This is a genomic window from Vibrio sp. 10N.247.311.51, assembly GCF_041467855.1.
Classification (GTDB): domain Bacteria; phylum Pseudomonadota; class Gammaproteobacteria; order Enterobacterales; family Vibrionaceae; genus Vibrio; species Vibrio coralliirubri.
The window spans coordinates 1-21,623 of the sequence record NZ_JBFSVK010000026.1 but is presented as its reverse complement, the minus strand read 5'-3'; the positions used below and the strand labels follow the sequence as shown (position 1 = coordinate 21,623).

The window sequence follows — 21,623 nt, the reverse complement described above, 5'->3', positions numbered from 1 at the left end:
ACTTGAGAAATGATTTAATTGTTTTGACTCAGGTGTTAAGAGTATTTCAATGACAGCTGTTTAGATGTTTCAGAAAAAATACTCCTAAGCCATTGATGGCTTGGGTCATTGTTTCTTGATGCATGCCAGAACATTGAAATACTCAACCAATCAGGTAAGAAATCGCATTGCAATGTTTTCAGGTTGAAATGACGAAAGTACTGATCTAAAAGTGTGCTTGGAAATATGCCGATATAGTCGTTTTGTTCAATAATCGGCAACATTTCCGTGATGCTGTTCGAGTGCCATGCAATGTCTCGTTTTCTTAATAACCTTTCTGCAGTTAGCCCTTTATTCAGTAAATAGCTTTGCACCTGACCGGGTACCGTATGTGTGACATGTCTTTCATTTAAAAACTCTGTTGCTGTAATAGTCGAACCAGTTAATCGAGGGTGTTCTTTGCGGCAAATAACATTGAGCTGGTTTTTGACGATCACTTCTGAACATAGTTGTGGGTATTGACCATAATCAACGTCTAAGGTGATATCGAACCTTTTTCCCAACATACTTATTGTCTCTGATTGGCTTACATGTGCTTCTGCTTTGATGCTTGCCAAGGGAGCTGCTTGACCAATAAGCTTTGATGCGACAGGTAGGATGCTTAAACCGAATACACTTAACGCAGAGACGACAAACTCTCGCTCACAATGTTTTGGGTCAAAGGTACGATAATAAGGTGTAGTGAGTTTGATGTCTTCGACCGCAGAGGCTAGCGTCGGATAGATACTGATTGCCATTTGAGTAGGTGTTATTCCATGGCTTTCACGGAGAAATAAGGGGTCATCAAATAGAGCCTTAAGTCGAATTGCACTTTGGCTTATTGCAGATTGACTGACACCAAGCCTTTTTGCAGCGCGGCTAAAACTGCGCTCTTCCATAATCGCAACGAAAGTTGGAATAAGGCTAAAGTCTGAATATTTCATTGGTCATCGTGTTGTCGGCATATTGATTGTTCAACTTATACCGACTGTTGTGCTAAAAATCACCATTAATAGAGGTGGAATGAGACTTTATAGGCTTTCTTTAATGTTCATTTATCCCGAATGATTTCATTCGATGCTATATCCTTGTTCATCGCCTTAAATTGAGCTCTGTACTAGGTTTCTGCCTCGGTGCTTGGCTTGATATAAAAGTTCATCAGCAGAAATGATGGCCTCTTCAATTGATTGACCTGTTGATAAGTCCACAAGCCCTAATGAAGCTGAAATGCCTCCGTTGACTTGATTGTGCAACTGCTGATCGCTTGATATTTTAGCGCGAATACGGTTGGCGAGTTTTACGATATCAGATTGCTTCTCTGTTTTAATGATCACAATAAATTCATCACCTCCGATCCGATAGCACTCATCGTGTCTTCTAACACTCTCTAACAATATTTCACTCACTCGAACCAAAACACAGTCGCCTATGTGATGGCCATATTTATCATTGATCATCTTAAAATGGTCGAGGTCTATGGCGATAACGCCGACACAGCGAGCTTGTTCATGTTGTTGGGTTTGTTCGATACGCGAACTTGCAGTTTCAAGGTAAAGCCGGTTTTTAAGCCCTGTAAGCGTATCTGATTGTAGTGCTTGCGCTGTTCTGTCTTGATAGCGAGAAAACGCCTGCATTAATACGTAGAACAACCCCAACAACAGAATGATCTCAATGAGATTTTGCAATGAGACAATGATCTCAACAACGGAGGAGGTCATGTTGTCGAACACCAATAAGTTCGCGTTTAGTTGGGGGAGAGGCACTGTGATCAAATGAAAATATCGATTGTCGTCTGAGCTGAGCCTAAAGAACGGTAAGTTCCCGAGGTGTGTCTCGGTAAAGTGGAGGGTTGAATCAGCATCTACTTGATCGGATCTAATGAGGTTGTTGGTGAACGTGATTTTCGCTGGCTCACCAGAAGGCATGAAGACTTCTTTTTTCTCATTCTCAATCATTATGATGGTGTTCCACCCTGAATTAATTTTCGGGAAGTAGGGCATTAAGTCAAAATGGGTTTCAAAATAATTGGGTGGTTTTATGCTACCTGCGATTAGATGTACTTGAGAGTGTGCTTGGTCATAATCTAACCCCCAAAGTGTATGTTTATGTTTGATTGCGTTGGTAAATGTAGACGACTCAGGGTTTAAACCAAAGCGACGTGCGACGATTTGAACATCGCTACCACTGAAAGGAGATGAAGATGAATGAAGTACCCCTTCTAAGCTATTAATATCGACGTGGCCAAGTGAAGGCGATAACGTAGCCCCTAATATTTCTAACGTTCGGGATATATTATCTTGGACAAGAAACTGGATGAGCTGAGTTCTATGTTGTTGGTCTTTTTCAACAAACCCAATCAGCTTTCTAATATCACCAATGTGCAAACATAAGATACTCAGTGCAGCACAGGCTATCATCCAGTGGCGTTGTTTGATGATGAATTTCAATATATTCATATGGTTCACCCTTGTCTCGAAAACTCAAAGCCCGTGAGTATCCCCTGCTCATTCAGTAAATGGGGTCTATGGCTTTTACTTGTATCTGTAGCTCTTCTTTGTAGTGTCCTGCTCGCGATAGGTTTGTATTTCCAGTGATTTTTAAGTCAAAAGGGATATTGTGTTTTCCCCTTGAATAACGCTTTATCGGAAGCATTTGATGCGTTGGTGATATTTCAGTCCCGTCAACGATAAGCTTGTACTCAATCGTCCATTTTGGATTCTGAGAATTAACCAACTGTCGATATTTGGGTTTTACCCATAGCTCGGTGCGTGAATTTGAACTGATTACAAAGTCGGTTTGATAGCGCTTGTTGTTTGATAGAACACCCAAAGCCCAGCGATACCCTGATGTTGTTTTATGAAAATTGTTACCTTTGCCAGACCAATCCAAAGAGACAAATGACTTAACTTTGTAGTTTGCGTTTGCTGAGAGTGTCACGGTCTGGTCGTTTTTGAACTGCAATTTGACGAGAAATGGCACCGCATACTTGGCCGCATAATTAATTTTTGCTTTGGGATCGACTAATGAGAAGCGAACCGGACGATTCTGCTGAGAGCTAAGTAAATATTCACGCTCTTTGGGGTCATAGGACAGCATAGTTTGATTCTGATTAATGAAGTGAATATGTGAAGATTTTGGGCGGTCTAACACCTTTAAACGTACAGATTTCAGTGCACATTGTTCAGTTTTAGAACGAAGTTTTTTCAACTCAAATCGGATGCTGGCATAGCCGGATTTATCAAATTCGAGCGGGGTGTTGCTCGATTGGGTTATATCCCAGACGCCTGCACAATTCGTGGCAAAGGCCATTGAGGGGTATGCAATAGCTGACGCAAGTAGATATGACGTCAGTAGCCATTGCACTGTCCTCATCAAGAGTTTTCTATTCATGACTCGCTCCTTGTATGAGTTGAATCTCTGGAAGACGAATTAAATTGTCCTCTGATTCCGGGATGTTCATGTGTCCTTTAATCTCTGAGTTCATGGGTTGAATTTTGTAGCGTCCACTGCGGATCCCTTCCACAACGAACCGACCACCTTTATTGGTGAAAAATGGGATCGAATCGCCTGTATCGCTGATAAAGTAACCCTGAGTTAGTGACAACGGTTTTCCATCGCTTAAGCTCAATCTTCCGATCACGGTTTTGGATGCGTCTGAGCCAACAGTGAAAATGTGACTGGTGTATGCGCCTGGAGTAACGTTGTAGAAGTAATTACCAATGTCGTACCCAATCGGTGCATCCGGTGCATCCAACGTGAAGCTTTGGGATGTATGTGCGGTAGAAAGGCTCACGGCATTATTGAGTCCATTTGAAGAGATGGCTTCTGCGTTGTCATCGTCATCACTGTTGATAAGAACTTCAGACTCTAAGGTGTTATGAACTTGCACTACCGCTGCCGCACCGTATATGGGGCGAGACCAAGATAAAGTGCCATCGCTAATGGTGAATGCGGTGCTTGGTCTAAAAGAGGTGACGACCGTGTCTTCAGATTCGGTTGAGTTATAGTAGGTAACATCACCGTCGTAGCGAATTCGGTTACTCACATAGTCGCCACGTACCTGATATTGGCCTTGGTCAGATTCCACGTCAGCAGATAATGCATAGCCATATTTTCCTACTTGGTTCTTACTTGGCTTACTGAAGTTGGAACGTAATACTTCGGTGTCACTTGCATACCCGAGATCCGCAAAGTATTGACCATCATCTGAACTCCAAGTCCAGTCGACCGAAACCACACCTTCAGTATTTGAAGTTCCCTCGTTCGGATCTTCTTCGTGAGTGACACCTAAGCCAATAACAACATTTGAATAAGACCAAGATGTTGAAGCTTCTGCACTCCATTCAGTATCGTAGCCACTTTCTTTATCTAGGTTGTATGAAAGGGATAAGTAAATATCGTCGGTAATGCCAAAGGTATAACTGACAGCTGCCGAATGGCCAGTAGACCCCTCTTCAGTCCAAGGTTGATAGGAGAAAGAGTCATAAGATTCAAGGGCAATACGCAAGTTGGGTGCACTGTAGTTATTCTGGTCCCAAAGGGAGGCTGCGTAATCCAAACTAGCGATGTACCCCGTTTCGTCATACTCGCTGGATTGGCTGCCCGAGAGTCGGAAGCCTATATTACCCAGTGGTGTACCAAGGGTAGATATACCACCTAATATGAAACCATCTTTGTGATAAAACCCATTCAACCCCAGCGTCAAATAGTCGGTTAAACCATAGTCATAATAGGCGGTGGAAATAAGACTCCCAGTATCGTATTCATAGCGGTTGTCTTCAATTTCAGAAGGGGCACCAAGGTACAAACCAAAATCAGAGATTCCCTCTTTGAGTAGTTTAGAGTTGTAGAACACGCTATAGAGAATGGAATCAGTTCGACCTGATTGATATTCAATTTCCAAGCGAACATCGTTGCTTCCCGAAGAAAGCGGTAGGTCGTCTAATTGGTAACGGCCTGGAGGTAAACGAAATTCAGTGATGTAAGAACCGTTGATGTAGAGGTCAATGTCGGCTGATTCTTCTAGGATGAGCGCTTGTGTACCGCCAACTTGAATACTGCGATTCGGCTGCAATGCTGAGTAATTGCGTTCAAAACCGATCCCACCAAATTGCTCACTTGGTAGATGCCCAGACGTGCTGTTGACTTGGTCGCCAAAAGTTAATCGATAAGGGACATCCGCTCGGTCGACAAAGGCAGATACATCACCACGATAGAAGGTTTGTTCGTCATCGGTTCCGCCATCAAAATACCCTGAAAGTTTATAATTCACTCCCCGAGCACCAGCGAAGTTACCTGTAGATAGCCACTCAATATTCCATTGTTGCTCGTCACTTTGAGTTTCGACTCCTCGTGTATCAGAGACGCCAAAGTTCAAGTTATTAATATTGGTGAAAAATGATGACTTTGAATAGATCGGGGGAGAGTAAGGTGTGTTGAATGTCAGGGTCTGCTCTTTTTTAGCATCTTGAACAAAAGACAATGTAATCTCCATATCAGATGGGGAGAAAGAGAGTAAAACTCCCCACTCTTCAAGGACATCAATTGGAATAAAGTTTTCTTTGTATGAAGATAGCTTGCCTGACACTTCTGATGACAGGACAGGACCAATAAGTGCATTCAGTTGAACGGTGTTCACTTTAGATACGGTTTTACCATCAGAAAATGCATCGATATCGCCCACCGTTGAGCCGAGATAGTTAATTGGGAATGGGAACAACCAATCAGCAGCATAAGCGCTAGGCTCTACAAATAAACATAAAGAGATACACAGGAGGGCTGCGTAAGATCGGATCATGTTCCCCTCCTAGTACTAAAAATGTATAAGCTTTTAATTCAATGTTATTTTTCTTGCTTTACAGATATACCACTCACATTGCCGAGAATCGTTGGGATTGGGTAATGTGCGATCGCACCTGGCATCAAGTAACCACTTGTTTTTGTTTCAATCTCATTCCAAGGAAGGTCTTTTTTTCCATCACTGGTCTGCAGTTCGAACACTGATTGAAGTAGGTTGACGAGCACTTTACTTGTGTTTTCAACAACGATGATATTGTTGTCTTTGAGCGAGGTTTTCATTGTTGGTTCTAAGGCGTTTGGTGAGACAAAGGCGAGGGTTGAAAAACTCAGTAGTGTTTTGATTTTACTTTCTTTATCTTCTTGGCCTTTCACTTCTAATTCGTTGAATTCAATTCGATACAATTTTGTTGTGGTGAGAGCATCACTTGGGATATAGCGAACTCGAATTTTTTGTGAACTTAAGGGGTTAACCATAATTTGAGGGGGAAGAATTAGAAAGCTGTCTTCATTTAATGTGAGAACTTCTCCTGTTTCGTCATAGGTTACATCGTATACGACCACTTCGACTGGAAGTGAACGGTCTTGAGTATTATTGATGGTGTAGCTTGTCAGTGCTTTTCTGCCAAACTCTTGCATCTCTTGGTACATGGGCGTTATTTCATAGCAAAAGGCAGCGACGTGATGCAGTAATAGGCTAAAAATTAAAATAGTTGTTTTCATAAAGCCCTTCCTTGGTGACAAGAGCCCACTTTAGTGGGCTCGAATTTATGAACTAAAATCCGCAAAATGCGTGACAAGTTTTTGCTTGGAGTTTCACATACACAGTTGAGCGATAGTTACCTGCTCTTGCTAAAGCTGCACCTTCTGTTGTGATAGAAAGAGGAATTTCAGCAATTTTGTTTTCTTGATGTTTACCGCTCCATTTGACTTTGAAGTTGCCTGTTGCATGACCAAACAGGCCATCACTTGCGTTGCTCGTATCGAAAACATCGGTTTGATTTGCTTGTAATGTGTAATCGATGCGTTCTTTACCAATGGCCATGCCAAAACGAGTCATTTTGAATGGTGTTGCGGTCATATCGACATCCATTGATTTTCCGTAGTTACACCACGCGCGAAGTTTAGCTACAGGTTTACTAGTTAGACCTAGAATTGTGTTTTTACTGTCATCGAGCATACCTGTTAAACGGATATCGCCATTTACTGAGTTTGCTTGCCCTTCTGCCTGTAAGTTGAGTACACAACGTTGTGGGATAGTGCCTTCCATACGAATATGTGCACCATCGCTGTTACTTGCGTTAGCAAACAGAGCATCATTACTGTATTGAAACCCAACCTCCTGGAAGCTTACTGGAGATGCGCTATTTGATGCTGCAAAACCATTTACACTAAACATCACTCCTGCTACCGCTACTGCTATCATTAACTTTTTCATAATTACTCCCTCATTACCTGTGTTATTACCGACAACAACTAGATAATAATTTGTCGTTAAGATATATGCCTCGCAAAGGTGGGTGATATATCTGATAAATAAGTATGAAAAGAGTGCTAATTTTAAACGGTTAATTTATGTGCTTTTGCAAATAACTCGTATCTAGAGTGAACATCTAACTTAGACATTACATTGTAAGCATGAGTTTTTACGGTATTTATGCTTACATTTGTGTCCTTTGCTATTTGAATATTCGAAAATCCTTGTAACATTAACTCGAAAACGCGCCTTTCCTTTTTCGTCAAAGAAAATTTAATCGTAACTTTTTCTGTTATAGAGATCGGTGTTTTTTGTGTGTCATTAATGCATAGATCAATAATGAAACTTTCCATCACATGACGTGGGAACCATAATTCACCATCTTGAATAGACTTAATGGCTTTAGGCAGAAATTCAAAGTGATTGGTTTCAATTTGACCAAAGAATCCAAGCTGTAAATAGTCATAACAACTTGAACTAGTAATGTTGATCGCAATCCATTTGTCCTTCCTATTTACGATAGATAAACCACATTTGTTTGGCATGGGGATGGTTTGCCTATCGTAAATGACGATGCCTCTATAACTAACATTAAGTTCAGAAAACGATTCAAGAACTTGAAACTGACTCAATGGGAATGCAAATTTCAAAATGTCTTGTATAACCCTAGATAAAACTACATCTCTAGTAATTAAACATATATATGGAGATGGAAGGTGGTGTGACATAAGTACCCTACCTTGTTGCGTTTTTCGACGGAATTATGTGTAAACTAAGCGCGCTGATTTATTCATCAACCACTGGCCTTGTCCAAAGCGTGATATCAGCTGATTTTGATTTTTACATTGAGTTTTGTGAAGAATGCTTTTGATTTGGGTTCTGACTGTTTCTTTGGATACATTGCGTATTTTCGCTACTTCTGAACCAGTTAACCCTTTGATTATTAGTTCTAAAACAACAAGCTCCGATTTTGTAAGAATCGGGGGCAGGGTTGTGGTTGTAGGCTCGGCGTAGCGGTTCCAATGCAATAACATTGTATGGTGAGCTATCCAAGAATTTGCCCAAGCGATAGTGATGTCACAGATGAGCTCAAGTTGGCGGAATTCTTCTGGATTCAGTGCATTTATGCTGTGGAGAACAATGACTATCTCATAATTGTAAGAGAGTTCATCAGTGATTGAATAGTGATTTAGAGGATGGGTAATGATCGACAGCTCTTGATGATCAAAGATTCGATTTTCAATTATGGTATCTTGGCTATGGAATAGTTGACCTTTCTTATCCATTGAGAGTAAAGATAGGTAAGAGTCAAGCTTCTCTGTGACTCGCTTTGAAATAGAGATTCTATCATTAACACTTTTTATATACTTGAAAACAGGTTTTTTGTTTTTTGACATGATAACTAAAGTGGCATGTTCAACCCCAATCTCTATGAGCCCATCTTTAATTTCCTCTTCTAATTCAGAAGGGGATTTATTAAACCCATGATCTAATGGAATTGTGTTTTCTGATATCTGCATCTCTCATTCCTTAAGCTTGCATCAAGCGGATATTTTCATATTGTCTTATGTTTTCCACTATCTTATCTAGATATTAGTCACCAATTGATGTCTTTATCATCACCCAATTGGGTGAAAACTAAATAATATGGCTTTGATTTCGCAAGGTATTATTGTTAATTAATTAGTATTGATCTAAATCAAAGTTAATGAGTAAATTATTAAAAAACAAATTAAATAACTAATTGATATTAAAAAAATACATTTGATAGTATCCATACTAATTATTTCTGAAGCAATGTTGATTCGCTTATATCAGGTATTAGTGGTGAACTTATCAGTAAGGTGATTTTCAATAAAGAAAAGTGGCGAATAGATAGTCTATTCGCCATTTTATTTATTGAGTGACCAACTAGATGTTTTGGATAGGAGAGCCTACTTGTTGACCTCTCTTATCTAACGCACCACTGAATCGAGTCAGAACAAGAGCAATCAAAACGATCACAGCACCTACCCAAGGGGTGTTCATTAATCCAGATTTTGCGACAATCAAACCACCGCCCCATGAGCCTAATGCAATACCGACGTTGAAGGCTGCAATGTTTAACCCAGAAGCGACATCGACTGCGTCTGGTGTGTATTTCTCAGCCAGTTTCACAACATACACTTGTAGCCCCGGAACGTTACCGAATGCGAATGCACCCCAAACCAAAATGGTGGCAACAGCTGCGTAAGGGTTTACTGCGGTAAAGTTGAATACCACCAGTACTGCGGCTAAACCAGAGAAGATAACGGTCAGTGCTTTAATTGGGCCCATCTTGTCGGCCATTTTACCGCCCCAGATGTTACCGACCGCTACTGACACACCGTAAACCAACATGATGAGACTGATAGAGCTCGAATCAAATCCTGATACGTTTTCCAGTATCGGAGCAAGGAACGTAAACGCTGTGAATGTACCGCCATAACCTAGTGCTGTGATAGCGTAAACCAACAGCAAGCGTGGTTGAGTTAGAACCTTTAGTTGTGCCGAAATCTTCGCCGCTGGTGGTTGCTTAAGGTTGCTTGGAACCAAGATAGCGCTACCGATAAGAGCAATAAGACCAAGCAAGGCAACGATCAAGAAGGTTGCTTGCCAGCCAAAGGTTTGGCCGATGTAAGTGCCCAGTGGTACGCCGGTCACCAATGCAACCGTTAAACCCGTAAACATGATCGCAATGGCACTGGCTGCTTTATCTTTTGAAACCAAACCTGTCGCGATGGTCGATCCAATCGAGAAGAACACACCATGGGCAAGGCCGGTCAAAATTCGTGCGGCGATCAGCGTGTTATAGCCTGGAGCTTGCCACGCCAATAAGTTACCAATGACAAACAATGCCATCACAGTCAGTAACACCGCTTTACGATTCCATTTACCGGTTAATGCCGTTAACACTGGCGCACCAATAGCAACGCCAAGCGCATATAAACTGACTAATAGGCCCGCCGATGGCAGAGATACATTCAAGTCGCTCGCCATGGTAGGAATCAAGCCTACGATGACAAATTCTGTGGTTCCGATGGCAAAGGCGCTGAGCGTCAATGCAAGTAATGCTAGTGGCATAATCATCTCTCTTACTGTTCTTTGTTAAATACCGAGCGCGATAAAATGGGGCAGCTTGTGACTGCAATAGGAGCGCTTCGTTTGATGGCGAGGATTATCTAGCAAAATATATTTGTGAAAAATGCTATCATTAACAAATAACCTTTGTGTTATTTGCAATAATCGGAGAGTTAGCCGATCATTGGATTAAGCTGATGAGATCGAAAAGACTCAGATGATTTGAGCTGTGATGAGCACAAGCGAGATGACATTAAACAAAATGAAGATAGCGAAGGAGCCTCATGTTAACCCGTTCAGATGATTTAGAAATGGTACTCACCGTCGTCGATGCTGGTGGTTTTTCTGCGGCGGCAGAGGCGCTGGATGTGCAGGTCGCCAAGGTGTCTCGTTCGGTGAGTAAGGTTGAGTCGCAACTCGGCGTCTCAATATTCAACCGAACAACGAGACGCGTGGAATTGACGGAAGAAGGACGGCAGTTTGTCGATTCAGTCAGGGTGGGATTACAGATGATTCAGAGCGCGGAAGAAGAGATTGTGTCGCGCGGTGAGTTGCCAAAAGGCCGTTTAAGAGTCGATGCCGCCAGTCCATTCGTATTCCATCAGCTAGTGCCGTTGGTGCAGTCATTCAAAGAGGCTTACCCAGACATTGAATTGGAACTCACTTCCAACGAAGGCTTCGTTGATCTTCTCGAAAAGAGAACCGATGTTGCGATTCGAATCGGTAAGTTGTCCGATTCAACATTGCACGCTCGACCGTTAGGAAAAAGTTTACTCCATATTGTGGCGTCACCTGATTATCTCGCTAAGCGTGGGCTACCCACCAAACCTGAAGATTTGAGTTCGCATCAAATTGTGGGATTTTCGGGTAACAAAGTGCTTAACCATTGGCCTTTGCCAAACCAAAGTGATGTCGCGCCTACCGTGACAGCCAGTAATGGTGAAACCGTGCGTCAACTAGTCTTAGCTGGAAATGGGATTGCTTGTTTATCGGGGTTTATGGTGCAGGAAGATATGGCAGCAGGGCGTCTAATCCCTATTCTGGAACAAGACAAACTTGCCAACACAGACCGAGAGCGAGTGAATGCGGTTTACTACAAGTCGTCATCGGTCTCTAAACGTATCTCGGCGTTTATTGACTTTATTCAGCCCCGTTTGAGCTTGTAGGGAAGCATGAAACACTCTTTAGTAGCACACAGCCAAATCGTTATTTGAATCGTTTGAGAACGGGTATTCGTATCAATGTTTGGAGAGCACATATTGTTGTATTGAGATTCGATCAGTGGATGTGATCTCAATAGCGTTTACTGACTCTCACTGATTAAAATCACCGCTTTTCGGACATTTGTCCTATTGACGAAGCTTATCAATTCTTAGCATGCGCATATTGAAATTGAGTCGGTAATCGAAGATGGGTATAGATACTTTTTCACCTCAAGGCTGTCATGTTATGGCAAAGCCTTCGGGTTCTAAATGCAACATTGATTGCAGCTACTGTTTTTATCTTGAAAAAGAAAAACTCTATCCTGAATCTGCCAGTTCACCGACCTCTTGGAAGATGGATGATGCCACGTTGGAGCGTTATGTTATCCAACATATTGAAGCGCAATGCTCCAATGAGGTGACTTTTGCTTGGCAAGGTGGCGAACCGACGTTGTTGGGGCTGGCTTTCTTCGAAAAAGCGATGGCTCTGCAAGCTAAATACGGCTTAGGTAAAACCATCACCAATACTCTGCAAACCAACGGCTTATTGCTTGATGAGTCGTGGTGTCAGTTCTTCAAAGATCATCAATTCTTAATTGGCATTTCGGTTGATGGTCCACAACATCTGCATGATGCCTATCGTAAAACACGCTCAGGGAAACCTACCCACCACAAAGTTGAAGCGGCGATTAATCTGCTCAAATCCTTTGGTGTTGAGTTTAATACACTAACTGTTATCAGCGATGTGAATGCCAAATCTCCCTTAGAGGTGTATCACTACCTTAAGGGGATCGGAAGTGCGCACATGCAGTTCATTCCGTTGGTGGAACTTGAAGCCCAACAGCAAACGGAAGATGGATTAACCCTGTTACATCCTGAACGCTTCGAGGCGGTGTCTCTATGTGATTGGAGTGTTGGCTCTGAGCATTATGGCTTATTTATGGCGGCCATATTCAGAGAGTGGGTACGCCAAGATGTCGGAAAAGTATGGGTGCAACTTTTTGAGAATACCTTTGCAATGACATGTGGCCAACCAGCGCAGTTGTGTGTGTTTTCAGAGACGTGCGGCAGCGCTTTTGCGATGGAAAACAACGGCGATATTTATGCTTGTGACCACTATGTATTTCCAGAGTTCAAGCTTGGAAATATCCATACCGTCACTATCAAAGAGATAAACGAAAGCCAGGCGAATCAAAAGTTTGGCGAGAAGAAAAAACACTCACTTTCTCAAGATTGTTTACGCTGTGAATTTCGCTCTGTATGCCATGGCGGTTGTCCAAAACATCGCTTTGCTTTCTCGTCTTCTGGTAAGCCCGATCAGAACTACCTTTGCCACGGATATAAAACGTTTTTCTCTTACTCAGCCCCTTACATTGATCTTATGAAGAAGCTCTATCAAGCCGGGCATCCTCCTGCTGCCATCATGCAAATCATCAAAAACAAAGAATCCCAATAACTCATCCCCTGAATATTCATGGAGTCGAACATGAAAAAATTTCCGCTTAGTGCGGTTTCAAAAGCGTTCGCGCTTGCGGCAATGACCTGCTCAGGCAGTGTTATCGCTGAAGAAGTCAAACAACCCCAACAACCGAATATTGTGGTCATCATGGCCGATGATCTTGGTGATTGGGCGACAAGTCACCATAACAAATACGTTGAAACACCCAATCTAGAATACCTTTCAGAAACCGGTGTTCGTTTCGAGAATGGTATGACGCCAGCGCCTGTGAGCTCTGCTGCACGAGCTTCATTCCATACTGGTAAAATGCCCTCTCAGCATGGTGTGTATGATTTCTTAGCGGAAGACCCTAAGTTTGATGCCGGTTGGTTAGATGGTGAGAAATTGCTGTCGGAACGTTTACAAGATGAAGGCTATCGTACCGCTTTAATTGGTAAGTGGCATGCCACGACGGACAGCAAAGAGCCGATTCGTGGCTTTGACCGTTGGTTAAGTTACGACGCGTTAGAAGCGGGTTGGAAAAACCAATACCTACATTCAGGAACGGTGTTGTTCTCGCGAGATGGCGAGAATGAAGAACACACCGGTATTCAAGCGCAGTTCTTAACCAAAGAGACCATTAAGTTCATTGATGAGCCAAGTGACAAGCCTTTCTTTGTTAGCCTTAACTATGTTGAGCCGCACTTCCCCTTTGAAGGTTTGCCTGAGCGATTAGTAGAGAAATACCGCGATATTGCCCATAAAGTGGTGTCTTATGGTGGGAACTCTGTGCTTGAACACATGAGTGCTTATACCTTGGTGCCGTCTGATCATGAAGAAAAACTGGCGCAATATCTGGCTGCGGTGACTTTACTGGATGAACAAGTCGGCCAGTTGATCGATGGTTTAGAGGGACGTGGTTTGATGGATAATACCGTGATCGCTTTTGTCTCTGACCATGGCTTATTGATGGGCCAGTATGGCTTATACGGTAAGATCAACGCCAGTTTCCCATACAACTTCTATGAAGAGACGATTCGCGTGCCTTTCATCATCAAAGGCCCTGAAGGCATGGTGCGTCAGAAACAAGTGCGTGGCGAGTTTGTCGATATCTTAGATCTTCATACTACGATTATGGGCCTGGCGAGTAAGGGGGAAGATTACGATACCAGTTATGGTCCGGGTAAATCCTTGTTACCAATGATGAAGGGTGAGCGCGTTCGAGATTGGCGTCAGTACCAATTTTCAGAGCGAGGTAATGCGCGCATGATCACTAACGGTCATTGGAAGTTAGTGCGTTACTACAATAAGAAAAATGAGCCTATCGATCATTGGTATGACTTGAGTAACCCAATGGGTGAGGCGTATATCGCAGAGCCACCACGTCAAGCGGTTCAAGATACGATGACAAAAGCGTTGGATGAATTTTTTGCTCAGTACTCCAGTGATGAATACTCAGGTTTGAACATGTGGAAGATGGCTTACCCTAATTTCACTACTGAGAATATCATTGAACATGAGCTGTGGAACTAACTCATAGTTTCTTCAAGCTTAGTCTTAATGATTGTCGATAATCAAAATAAACGGTGGCCTATGGGTCACCGTTTTACGTTTGTGGGAGCGTTGGAATAAGTGAATAAATTACTAAGTATTAGAATGAAGTTATTGCTTTTCGGACTCTTTCAAACGAGTCGCTTCGAGTTTGTCTAGATTGATGATTCGAATACTTTTGCGTGTGACTGAAATCGCCCCGCTGTCATTCAGCTGTTTCAATATTCGATTGTAAACACGCAGGCTCGTGCCTAATCGCTCACACTCTAAGCTTTTGTTTACGATGTAATCTTTGTCTGGATTCATACTGTGAAACTGCAACAAATCATCAATCACACAGTAGGTAATAGAGTGCAGGATATTGCGCGACATTCTCTCGACGGATAAATACCATTTGGAGGTGAGGTGTTTAAAAGTATGTGCTGCCAAGATAGGGATTTGACAGATGAGCTCTGCAAATATTGCCCCATTCATGATGAACCCTTCACAATCAGATTCAGCTTTTACCGAGTAGAAGCAGGGCTTCCCTGAAAACAACTCCATAAGCCCTAAAAAGCCATTGTGATTGAAAGTGCCTACCTGATATCGACGACCGTAACGTGAGCTGCGAGCGACAGAAATAGCGCCATCGGTGATGAATATGATGTCGGTTATCTCTTGCCCTTGCTGAAAGATAGGCTCGCCTTTCCTTATCGTATGTTTACGAAAAGAGAGTGCTTTGTCGTTCTCGGAGAGAAAGTCGAGGATCTGCGATGTGAAGTAGATATCATCTTCGGTGATCAGCATGAAGTGATTAGCTCGGAGCCTATTTTCAGAGGGGATAAGAGACCATTGTATAAGAAAAACGGTAAAACAAAAGTAACTAAAAAGCCCCACAGTAAAGACTGTAGGGCTGGATATTTGGAGGCTCGTAGCTAGCTTTCATTCACACTTAAGCGATCTTAGTCATCTCGTTAAGTGTAAATGACGTAACACTGCCTTCGGTTGCTGCCATGTATTCAGCAAGGTGGGTATTACCCATGTGTGTTTGCCAAAGTTCACGTGATGTCCAGTTTTCGTAGAAAGTGAAATGTGCTGGGTTTTCATTGTCTTGGTGAAGGTCGTAGTTGATACAGCCTTCTTCAGCGCGAGTAATATCAATCAGTTTTAGCAGCTCTGCTTTAACCAATTCAATTTTGTCTTCGTTAGCGACGATGTTTGCGACGATAGTTAGCTGAGTCATGTTCGTACCTATATTATTTTTCACCGAAATGGTGATTTGTCTGTGTATACAGCGCCACTCTTTGTTCATTGAGCTGCAGTCTGTGTCGATGGATAAATAATAGTAGGAATATTTGAAACGATAAACAGTGCTACATTTGAATTATTTTCAAAAAATAATTGATAATAGCTTGGGTATTATGTGCTACTCGGCGTAGGTGAGGAGTGTTAGAAGCCACCCGCCCAAGCATCGAAGTCATCAATATTGTCGAGTTCTTGCTGGCTTCTTGGTTCAGGGTAATAAGGCAAGGCTAACCTTTGAACGGAAGGTTGCAGTTCCCAATCGGGTGTAATCTTGAGTCGGGTTAACTCATCGTTGAGGCGCACAAACATATAGTAGCCATCGGCATGGGTATTGGCGTAACTCGCGATAGTTGCGATATCACCGGAAGGTAATTTTACGTCTCGACCCTGTGGATAGAGTTGGTGCAATGCGAAACTCACTTTGGGATCTTCAAGTTTGCCTTGCTTAAAGCGTTCTAATCCGATGGCGGTTGAAGTGGTGCGCGGCTTCCACCCTGTGAGGAACAATCCACTCAGGTTATCTTGGAATGGCTTGCCCTTTCTACTGCCTTCATTGGTAATGAATTGAACCGTCAGCGTGTCTCCAGATTCTTGCAGAATTTCTAAAAACTGTTCACCAGTGCGATCGACCAAAAGCTTCATAATATCCAGCTACCATCAAGAATGAGAGACGATAAAGGGTACTACTTTAGGTCGGCTTTTGATAGGAAAGGCGTTAGTGCAGAGAGATGAATAAGAAGGATTTGAAAGCCAGTGAGAGGGAGCTTTTGATGCGCAAAAATGAAAACGCCGATAGCTTTCATACTTTCGGCGTTTAAGGTGTATTAGCAATTGAGCCAGACTGATTGCTGCATTTTTAGTCGCGTTAGCTCAATTCGTCTTGTACGTATTGAAGGCAAAACGACTGAGCATGTTCATCTACAGATACTTGCTCGTTGCTTCTTAATTCTAGGTAGAGCTTTACCGCTTGGTTTAAAGCGGGAATCAACGCATCACGTTCTGGCATTGAAACGGTTTTAGCGAGTTCTTGTGCAAATTCTGGCAAGCGTGCTTCAATTTTTCTCACGCCAGAGGGCGTTAAACCCGCCTGTTTTAGTGCCAGTGGAGACAACACGTTTTGGCGCAGGAATGATAAGAATTCAATGGTCTCAAAGTATTCGCCTCGAGCAATCTTTGTTGCAGCGTAGTGAGTCCAGATCCAGAAACGATCTTCAATCCATTGCGGGTTTGGCTGAGGGTAATCTGGTTCTGCTGTACTGAATACGTCGGTTAATAAGCTGTCTCGCTCCCACAACACGTGGTTGTTATCGACTCGTGCTGCTGCGTCTGGCAGAGAGACGAATTTGAAATCGACGTGCACTGGCTCAGGGCCGAATATCGACACAATTAATCGTGGTTCACCTACGTGTTCACCCGTGAAGGCTGCGACCTTACCACCGATCTGGTCAAGGATGCTGAATCGTTCTTGCATCACGCTGTTGTAGTCGGCTGGGTTTACCGCGATAACAAAATCTAAGTCGCTGTATTTGTCCATAGAGTCAGAACCAAACGAACCACTTGCGGCAATACCACAGATTCGAGGGTCTTGAGACAGGACATCAATCACTTTGATAAGAAGTGTTTTGTGCGGTGCTGGAAGAGTACTTGGGAAGTTCATATTTTACCTATCTTAAAAAGTTAGAACTGCATTACAGTTAGTGCGGTAAAATCAACGCAGCATTGTATAGTGTCAACGTCGGCTTATATTGTCAATAGAATATAAGCCGAATAAGTTTAGAACATTAGAAGCTATTATCTGACTGTGTCGCTAAGGCTTTCTAACGCTTACGTAAGTAATGAGTTTGCACGATCTCATCAAGGTACGTCGTGACGCCTTTCAACGTAAAATCGACGGGAGATACTAAGTCACCAAATAACGGGGACCCACCACCAAGCACGACAGGAATGGTCGAGATGATCAGCTCATCAATCATGTCTTCTTTCAGGAAGTTTTGAATGGTGATGCCGCCATCGATGTACAAGTTCTTTAGGCCTTTGTTATTCAAATCCGCGACAATCTGTTTAAGCTCGCCCTTCATCAAAAATACTTTACCTTCAAGCTCTTGAGGTACTTCATTTAAAGTGTTGCTCAGTACATAGACTGGCTTGCTGTAAGGCCAATCAATGCCAAAGCTCAACACCATGTCCATTGTATTACGTCCCATGACCAGTGCATCGATACGATCGGTGTGGGCGTTGTAACCCATGTCGTCACCGTCTGGATTTGGAATCGCTTGCAGCCAATCTAAGTCGCCTTGTTTGTCTGCAATGTAACCGTCAAGGCTGGTTGCGATGAATACAATATTTGACATTTTTAACTCCGATATCGATGAGAAACTTGGCATCTACACGGTAATAAATTAAAATATTCTACAGTGTAGAAATAAAGTTTAAGAGGTGACGGTATGACTGTCAAGGATCAGAAACGAGGTCGACCAAAGAGTGGATCAAGCCAACTCAGCGCCGAGAGAATTCTCACTATTGCTAAAAGCATGATGCGAGAGAGTGGCAAAGTGCCAAGTGTTCGAGGGTTAGCGACAGAACTCGGGGTTGATGCGATGGCTATATACCATTACTTCAAAAACAAAAATGATCTGCTTGAGGCAATCACGGTTTCTTTGATTGAAGAAGTCGCGCAGCCAGAGTTGAACCAAGACTGGCGAGATAACCTTTATCGGCTCAGTGTGAGTTACTTGTCGATGCTCAACGAATATCGAGGCTTGTTAGAGACCTTATTGACTATGAAATCTCTCGGGCCGATGGAGGTATTTAGTGAACGTTTTGAAGCGGTGTTGAGCCCGTTAGCGTTAACCGAACAGCAAACTAAAAATGCGTTGGACTTGCTGGTGGACTATTTACACGGTTACGCTTTGGCGTTGAACTGTAACCCAGACCGAACAGAGCTCACCATTGAAATGGTCGAAAAGCCGCTGAGTTTATACTGTTTGGCGCTCACTCAACTTAAGTGATCTGTAGGCCAATTTAACGACCTCTAAATTTATACTGGATAATTACCTATAAATTTCAGGATTTAGCAGTAATAATCAATGAATAGATCGGAATAGCTTGTTCATTGAAAAGCTGTACGAAAAGTTTCTAAAGACGCCATCGTGAAAAGGAAGTCAGATACATGCCTGTGCTCCAACGCATCAGTTTAACGCTAATCTTAATCGCCGTTTTAGGTGGGTGTTCTTCACTTCCTGAAGGCATCGACCACCCGACAGAACCGCCAACCTCTCCTGCACCTAGCACTTTATCGGTTCTAACCAATGAATTTCAGCCTGAAGCTTTAGAGCAAGGCACCACTGCAGTTCGTCTGCAAGAGTCTGGTTGGGATGCCTTGGCACAGCGATTAGCGCTGGTCGAAAGTGCCGAGCACGCCATCGACATTCAATACTACATCTGGAACTCTGACGAATCGGGCAGTTACTTAGCCAGTCGTTTGTTAGCCGCGGCCGAGCGCGGTGTGAAGGTTCGTGTAATGCTGGATGATATCAACCTCAACGAACGTGAAGGTTTGCTGTCGGCACTGGATGCGCACCCGAACGTCGAGATTCGTATCTTCAATCCAACACCAACACGCCGTGGCTTCAGTAAATGGCTGAGCTTTGTCGGTGACTTTTCTCGCTTAAATCGCCGTATGCACAATAAATCGTTTACCGTCGATGGCACTTTGTCTGTGGTGGGCGGCCGTAATATTGGTGATGAATACTTTGACCTTTCTGATGAAATCAATTTCCGAGACCGCGATGTATTAGTCATGGGCTCGGTAGTTAACACCATCCAAACCAGTTTTGTTGAATACTGGAACAGCCGTTGGTCTTACCCTGTCGATATGCTGGGGGATGACGAACAACCTGATCTCTCGAAGATAGATAATATTGTCGTGCCGCATTATCAAAATTACCCTGAATTACCATTAGACCGTGAGGCTGCTGATAGCTTACTGAAAGAGGTGATTGGTGAGATGACATGGGTGAATGCGCGCTTTGTTTACGATCAACCCGTTCCTGATGACTCCGATAATACTGATGAACCGAAAGCGACCGCGATTCTTCTAGGGAAATTAGCGAGCGAATCGAAACAAGAGATCTTATTGGAATCCGCTTACCTTGTATTCGATGATGGTCAGCTTGAAGAGTGGCAGGTATTGAACAACAAGGGCGTTGAGATAAAAGCGCTAACTAACTCTATGGCCTCTAATGATCTGGTGACTAATCACTCCGCTTATGCAGGCAGACGTTACGACATGTTGGAGCATGGCATCGATCTGTTTGAGCTAAAACCAGAATCTAAGTTGTGTGAAGCATCGACTCAAGACGTGTCTAAATGTGCGCCTGAGACGGCCTATGGCTTGCACGCTAAATCAGTTGTATTCGACCGCAGCATCGCGAGCATCGGCTCATTTAACTTCAACTTGCGTTCTACCTACCTCAATACGGAATCGGTTTTGATCATCGAGAACAAAGAGATTGCTGAAACGTTAGCTGACACCATTGGGCAAGCGATGAGTGAAGATAATAGCTGGCGCTTGGAACTGGAAGACGGTGATGTGTATTGGTATTCAGGCGACCAACGTTGGGACAGCGAACCTGACACTGGTCAATGGGAACGAATGCAGTCAGGTTTTCTACAGTTGCTACCGATTGAGAAATATCTGTAAGCTAGCCGCCTCCGGATAAATAAAAATGTCAGCGTATATTACGCTGACATTTTTGTTTGTACTGCTGTTTGCTGCTAGCTCTAATCGCTTAACGGCTTAACGGCTTAACGGCTTAACGGCTTAACGCTTGGTCAGCTGTTTGCTGTTTAAGTAAGGCAGGATATGCGGGCGAGATTCACCAGAGAGTTTCTGTGTGATCTGCTGTGACCAACTGCTCTGCTTTTGGTTGCTTGAACGGCTTGCGTAGTAGCTTTGCATTGAATCATCGTAGCTGGCAATTTCATCTAGGCTCAGTGGCTGGTATTGGTTTTCGTGCATCACCACGTGAGCAGGGAGGCGAGGCTTCACCTCTGGTTGCTGTGCCGGATGACCTAAGCACATCCCAAACAACACGGCGGTATGCTGTGGCAGTTCTAACAGTTCATCGACTTGTTGTGCGCTGTTACGCAGCCCACCAATATACACGCCACCCAAACCCAGAGACTCAGCAGCCAGCATGCAGTTTTGCGCCATGATGCCAGAATCTACCGCGCCAATCAGGGTCAGTTCAGTAAAGTCGGTTTTCACTTCAGGGTTGATTTGAGCGTGGCGTTGATAGTCGATACAGAACACCAAAAACTCTGCCGCGTTCTCAACGTAAGCTTGGTTACCTGCGTATTCGGCTAACAGTTTGCGCTTCTCTTTGTCTGTCACTCTCACGATAGAAACAGCCTGCAGTAAGCTCGATGATGAAGCCGCGAGACCAGCCTGAATAATCACATCAAGTTGCGCTTTTTCAATCGGTTGATTTGTATATTGACGAATGGAGCGGTGCCCCAGAATAGTTTCAATAGTGCTGTTCATAACTCTCAGACAGTCCTTGTGATGATGACGTAGAGAATCACAATAACGACAATTACCATGAGCGTAAAGGGCGTTAGAGCCTTTCTGGTTGGCGGAATGATATTCATGAATTTAAAAGGATTGCTGTCACAGCCAATCCTTTTTTCGTACCGTTTCCTGCTAGAAGCTAGAAGCTAGAAGCTAGAAGCTAGAAGCTAGAAGCTAGAAGCTAGA

The 21,623-nt window shown here is 43.3% G+C and carries 20 protein-coding genes; 5 read left to right on the top strand and 15 right to left on the bottom strand.

Annotation, left to right across the window (positions count from 1 at the left end):
- Positions 1 to 35: 35 nt before the first annotated feature.
- From AB6E85_RS19715 to AB6E85_RS19675, 9 genes are all read right to left on the bottom strand, one after another.
- On the bottom strand, positions 36 to 962 hold the full coding sequence (locus AB6E85_RS19715) for a LysR family transcriptional regulator (protein WP_372143829.1): 927 nt from the start codon (positions 960 to 962) through the stop codon (positions 36 to 38).
- Between the two features lie 156 nt (positions 963 to 1,118).
- Positions 1,119 to 2,474, bottom strand: a complete 1,356-nt coding sequence (locus AB6E85_RS19710) for a GGDEF domain-containing protein (RefSeq protein ID WP_372143827.1) — start codon at positions 2,472 to 2,474, stop codon at positions 1,119 to 1,121.
- Between the two features lie 52 nt (positions 2,475 to 2,526).
- Complete coding sequence (locus tag AB6E85_RS19705; RefSeq protein ID WP_372143825.1) at positions 2,527 to 3,408, bottom strand: hypothetical protein; 882 nt, start codon at positions 3,406 to 3,408, stop codon at positions 2,527 to 2,529.
- A complete protein-coding gene (locus AB6E85_RS19700) occupies positions 3,401 to 5,815 on the bottom strand; it encodes a fimbria/pilus outer membrane usher protein (RefSeq protein ID WP_122081312.1) in 2,415 nt (804 codons plus the stop codon). The genes AB6E85_RS19705 and AB6E85_RS19700 overlap by 8 nt, the downstream gene beginning before the upstream one ends.
- A 44-nt stretch (positions 5,816 to 5,859) precedes the next feature.
- Positions 5,860 to 6,537, bottom strand: a complete 678-nt coding sequence (locus AB6E85_RS19695; RefSeq protein ID WP_122081311.1) for a molecular chaperone — start codon at positions 6,535 to 6,537, stop codon at positions 5,860 to 5,862.
- Positions 6,538 to 6,589: 52 nt separating this feature from the next.
- The gene (locus AB6E85_RS19690; RefSeq protein WP_122081310.1) at positions 6,590 to 7,252 is read right to left on the bottom strand and encodes a hypothetical protein; all 663 of its coding nucleotides are present in this window, start codon (positions 7,250 to 7,252) and stop codon (positions 6,590 to 6,592) included.
- Between the two features lie 122 nt (positions 7,253 to 7,374).
- On the bottom strand, positions 7,375 to 8,019 hold the full coding sequence (locus AB6E85_RS19685; protein ID WP_122081309.1) for a response regulator transcription factor: 645 nt from the start codon (positions 8,017 to 8,019) through the stop codon (positions 7,375 to 7,377).
- A 33-nt stretch (positions 8,020 to 8,052) separates the two neighbouring features.
- Positions 8,053 to 8,811 carry a helix-turn-helix transcriptional regulator gene (locus AB6E85_RS19680; RefSeq protein ID WP_372143822.1) on the bottom strand — a complete coding sequence of 253 codons (759 nt, stop codon included), beginning with the start codon at positions 8,809 to 8,811 and terminating at the stop codon, positions 8,053 to 8,055.
- Positions 8,812 to 9,202: 391 nt separating this feature from the next.
- Positions 9,203 to 10,393, bottom strand: coding sequence for an MFS transporter (locus tag AB6E85_RS19675; protein WP_061037890.1), 1,191 nt, complete (start codon positions 10,391 to 10,393; stop codon positions 9,203 to 9,205).
- Between the two features lie 281 nt (positions 10,394 to 10,674).
- Between AB6E85_RS19675 and AB6E85_RS19670 the strand changes: the two genes are divergently transcribed.
- The 3 genes from AB6E85_RS19670 to AB6E85_RS19660 all read left to right on the top strand — a co-directional run bounded on the left by AB6E85_RS19670 (position 10,675) and on the right by AB6E85_RS19660 (position 14,563).
- Positions 10,675 to 11,556: a LysR family transcriptional regulator gene (locus AB6E85_RS19670; RefSeq protein ID WP_048609914.1), complete on the top strand. Its 882-nt coding sequence runs from the start codon at positions 10,675 to 10,677 to the stop codon at positions 11,554 to 11,556.
- A 283-nt stretch (positions 11,557 to 11,839) separates the two neighbouring features.
- Positions 11,840 to 13,048, top strand: coding sequence for an anaerobic sulfatase maturase (locus AB6E85_RS19665; RefSeq protein ID WP_372143820.1), 1,209 nt, complete (start codon positions 11,840 to 11,842; stop codon positions 13,046 to 13,048).
- 30 nt (positions 13,049 to 13,078) lie between these two features.
- Positions 13,079 to 14,563: a sulfatase gene (locus tag AB6E85_RS19660; protein WP_372143818.1), complete on the top strand. Its 1,485-nt coding sequence runs from the start codon at positions 13,079 to 13,081 to the stop codon at positions 14,561 to 14,563.
- 129 nt (positions 14,564 to 14,692) lie between these two features.
- Here the strand turns inward: AB6E85_RS19660 and AB6E85_RS19655 are convergent, their stop codons facing one another.
- The 5 genes from AB6E85_RS19655 to AB6E85_RS19635 all read right to left on the bottom strand — a co-directional run bounded on the left by AB6E85_RS19655 (position 14,693) and on the right by AB6E85_RS19635 (position 18,216).
- A complete protein-coding gene (locus AB6E85_RS19655) occupies positions 14,693 to 15,367 on the bottom strand; it encodes a Crp/Fnr family transcriptional regulator (RefSeq protein ID WP_372143816.1) in 675 nt (224 codons plus the stop codon).
- Positions 15,368 to 15,512: 145 nt separating this feature from the next.
- Complete coding sequence (locus tag AB6E85_RS19650) at positions 15,513 to 15,803, bottom strand: putative quinol monooxygenase (RefSeq protein ID WP_017062386.1); 291 nt, start codon at positions 15,801 to 15,803, stop codon at positions 15,513 to 15,515.
- A gap of 206 nt (positions 15,804 to 16,009) precedes the next feature.
- Complete coding sequence (locus tag AB6E85_RS19645; protein ID WP_372143814.1) at positions 16,010 to 16,507, bottom strand: hypothetical protein; 498 nt, start codon at positions 16,505 to 16,507, stop codon at positions 16,010 to 16,012.
- A gap of 223 nt (positions 16,508 to 16,730) precedes the next feature.
- Positions 16,731 to 17,522 (bottom strand): oxalate:formate antiporter, encoded by a 792-nt coding sequence (locus tag AB6E85_RS19640; protein WP_372143812.1) that lies wholly within the window; start codon positions 17,520 to 17,522, stop codon positions 16,731 to 16,733.
- A gap of 160 nt (positions 17,523 to 17,682) precedes the next feature.
- Positions 17,683 to 18,216 (bottom strand): dihydrofolate reductase family protein, encoded by a 534-nt coding sequence (locus AB6E85_RS19635; RefSeq protein ID WP_248642147.1) that lies wholly within the window; start codon positions 18,214 to 18,216, stop codon positions 17,683 to 17,685.
- Positions 18,217 to 18,309: 93 nt separating this feature from the next.
- Between AB6E85_RS19635 and AB6E85_RS19630 the strand changes: the two genes are divergently transcribed.
- The gene (locus AB6E85_RS19630) at positions 18,310 to 18,873 is read left to right on the top strand and encodes a TetR/AcrR family transcriptional regulator (protein ID WP_050620365.1); all 564 of its coding nucleotides are present in this window, start codon (positions 18,310 to 18,312) and stop codon (positions 18,871 to 18,873) included.
- 161 nt (positions 18,874 to 19,034) lie between these two features.
- Entirely contained in the window at positions 19,035 to 20,567 is a 1,533-nt protein-coding gene (locus tag AB6E85_RS19625) for a phospholipase D family protein (RefSeq protein ID WP_372143810.1), read from the top strand.
- Between the two features lie 120 nt (positions 20,568 to 20,687).
- Here AB6E85_RS19625 and nfsA read toward each other — a convergent pair whose 3' ends face one another.
- Positions 20,688 to 21,410: an oxygen-insensitive NADPH nitroreductase gene (gene nfsA / locus AB6E85_RS19620; RefSeq protein WP_012600115.1), complete on the bottom strand. Its 723-nt coding sequence runs from the start codon at positions 21,408 to 21,410 to the stop codon at positions 20,688 to 20,690.
- Positions 21,411 to 21,623 lie beyond the last annotated feature (213 nt).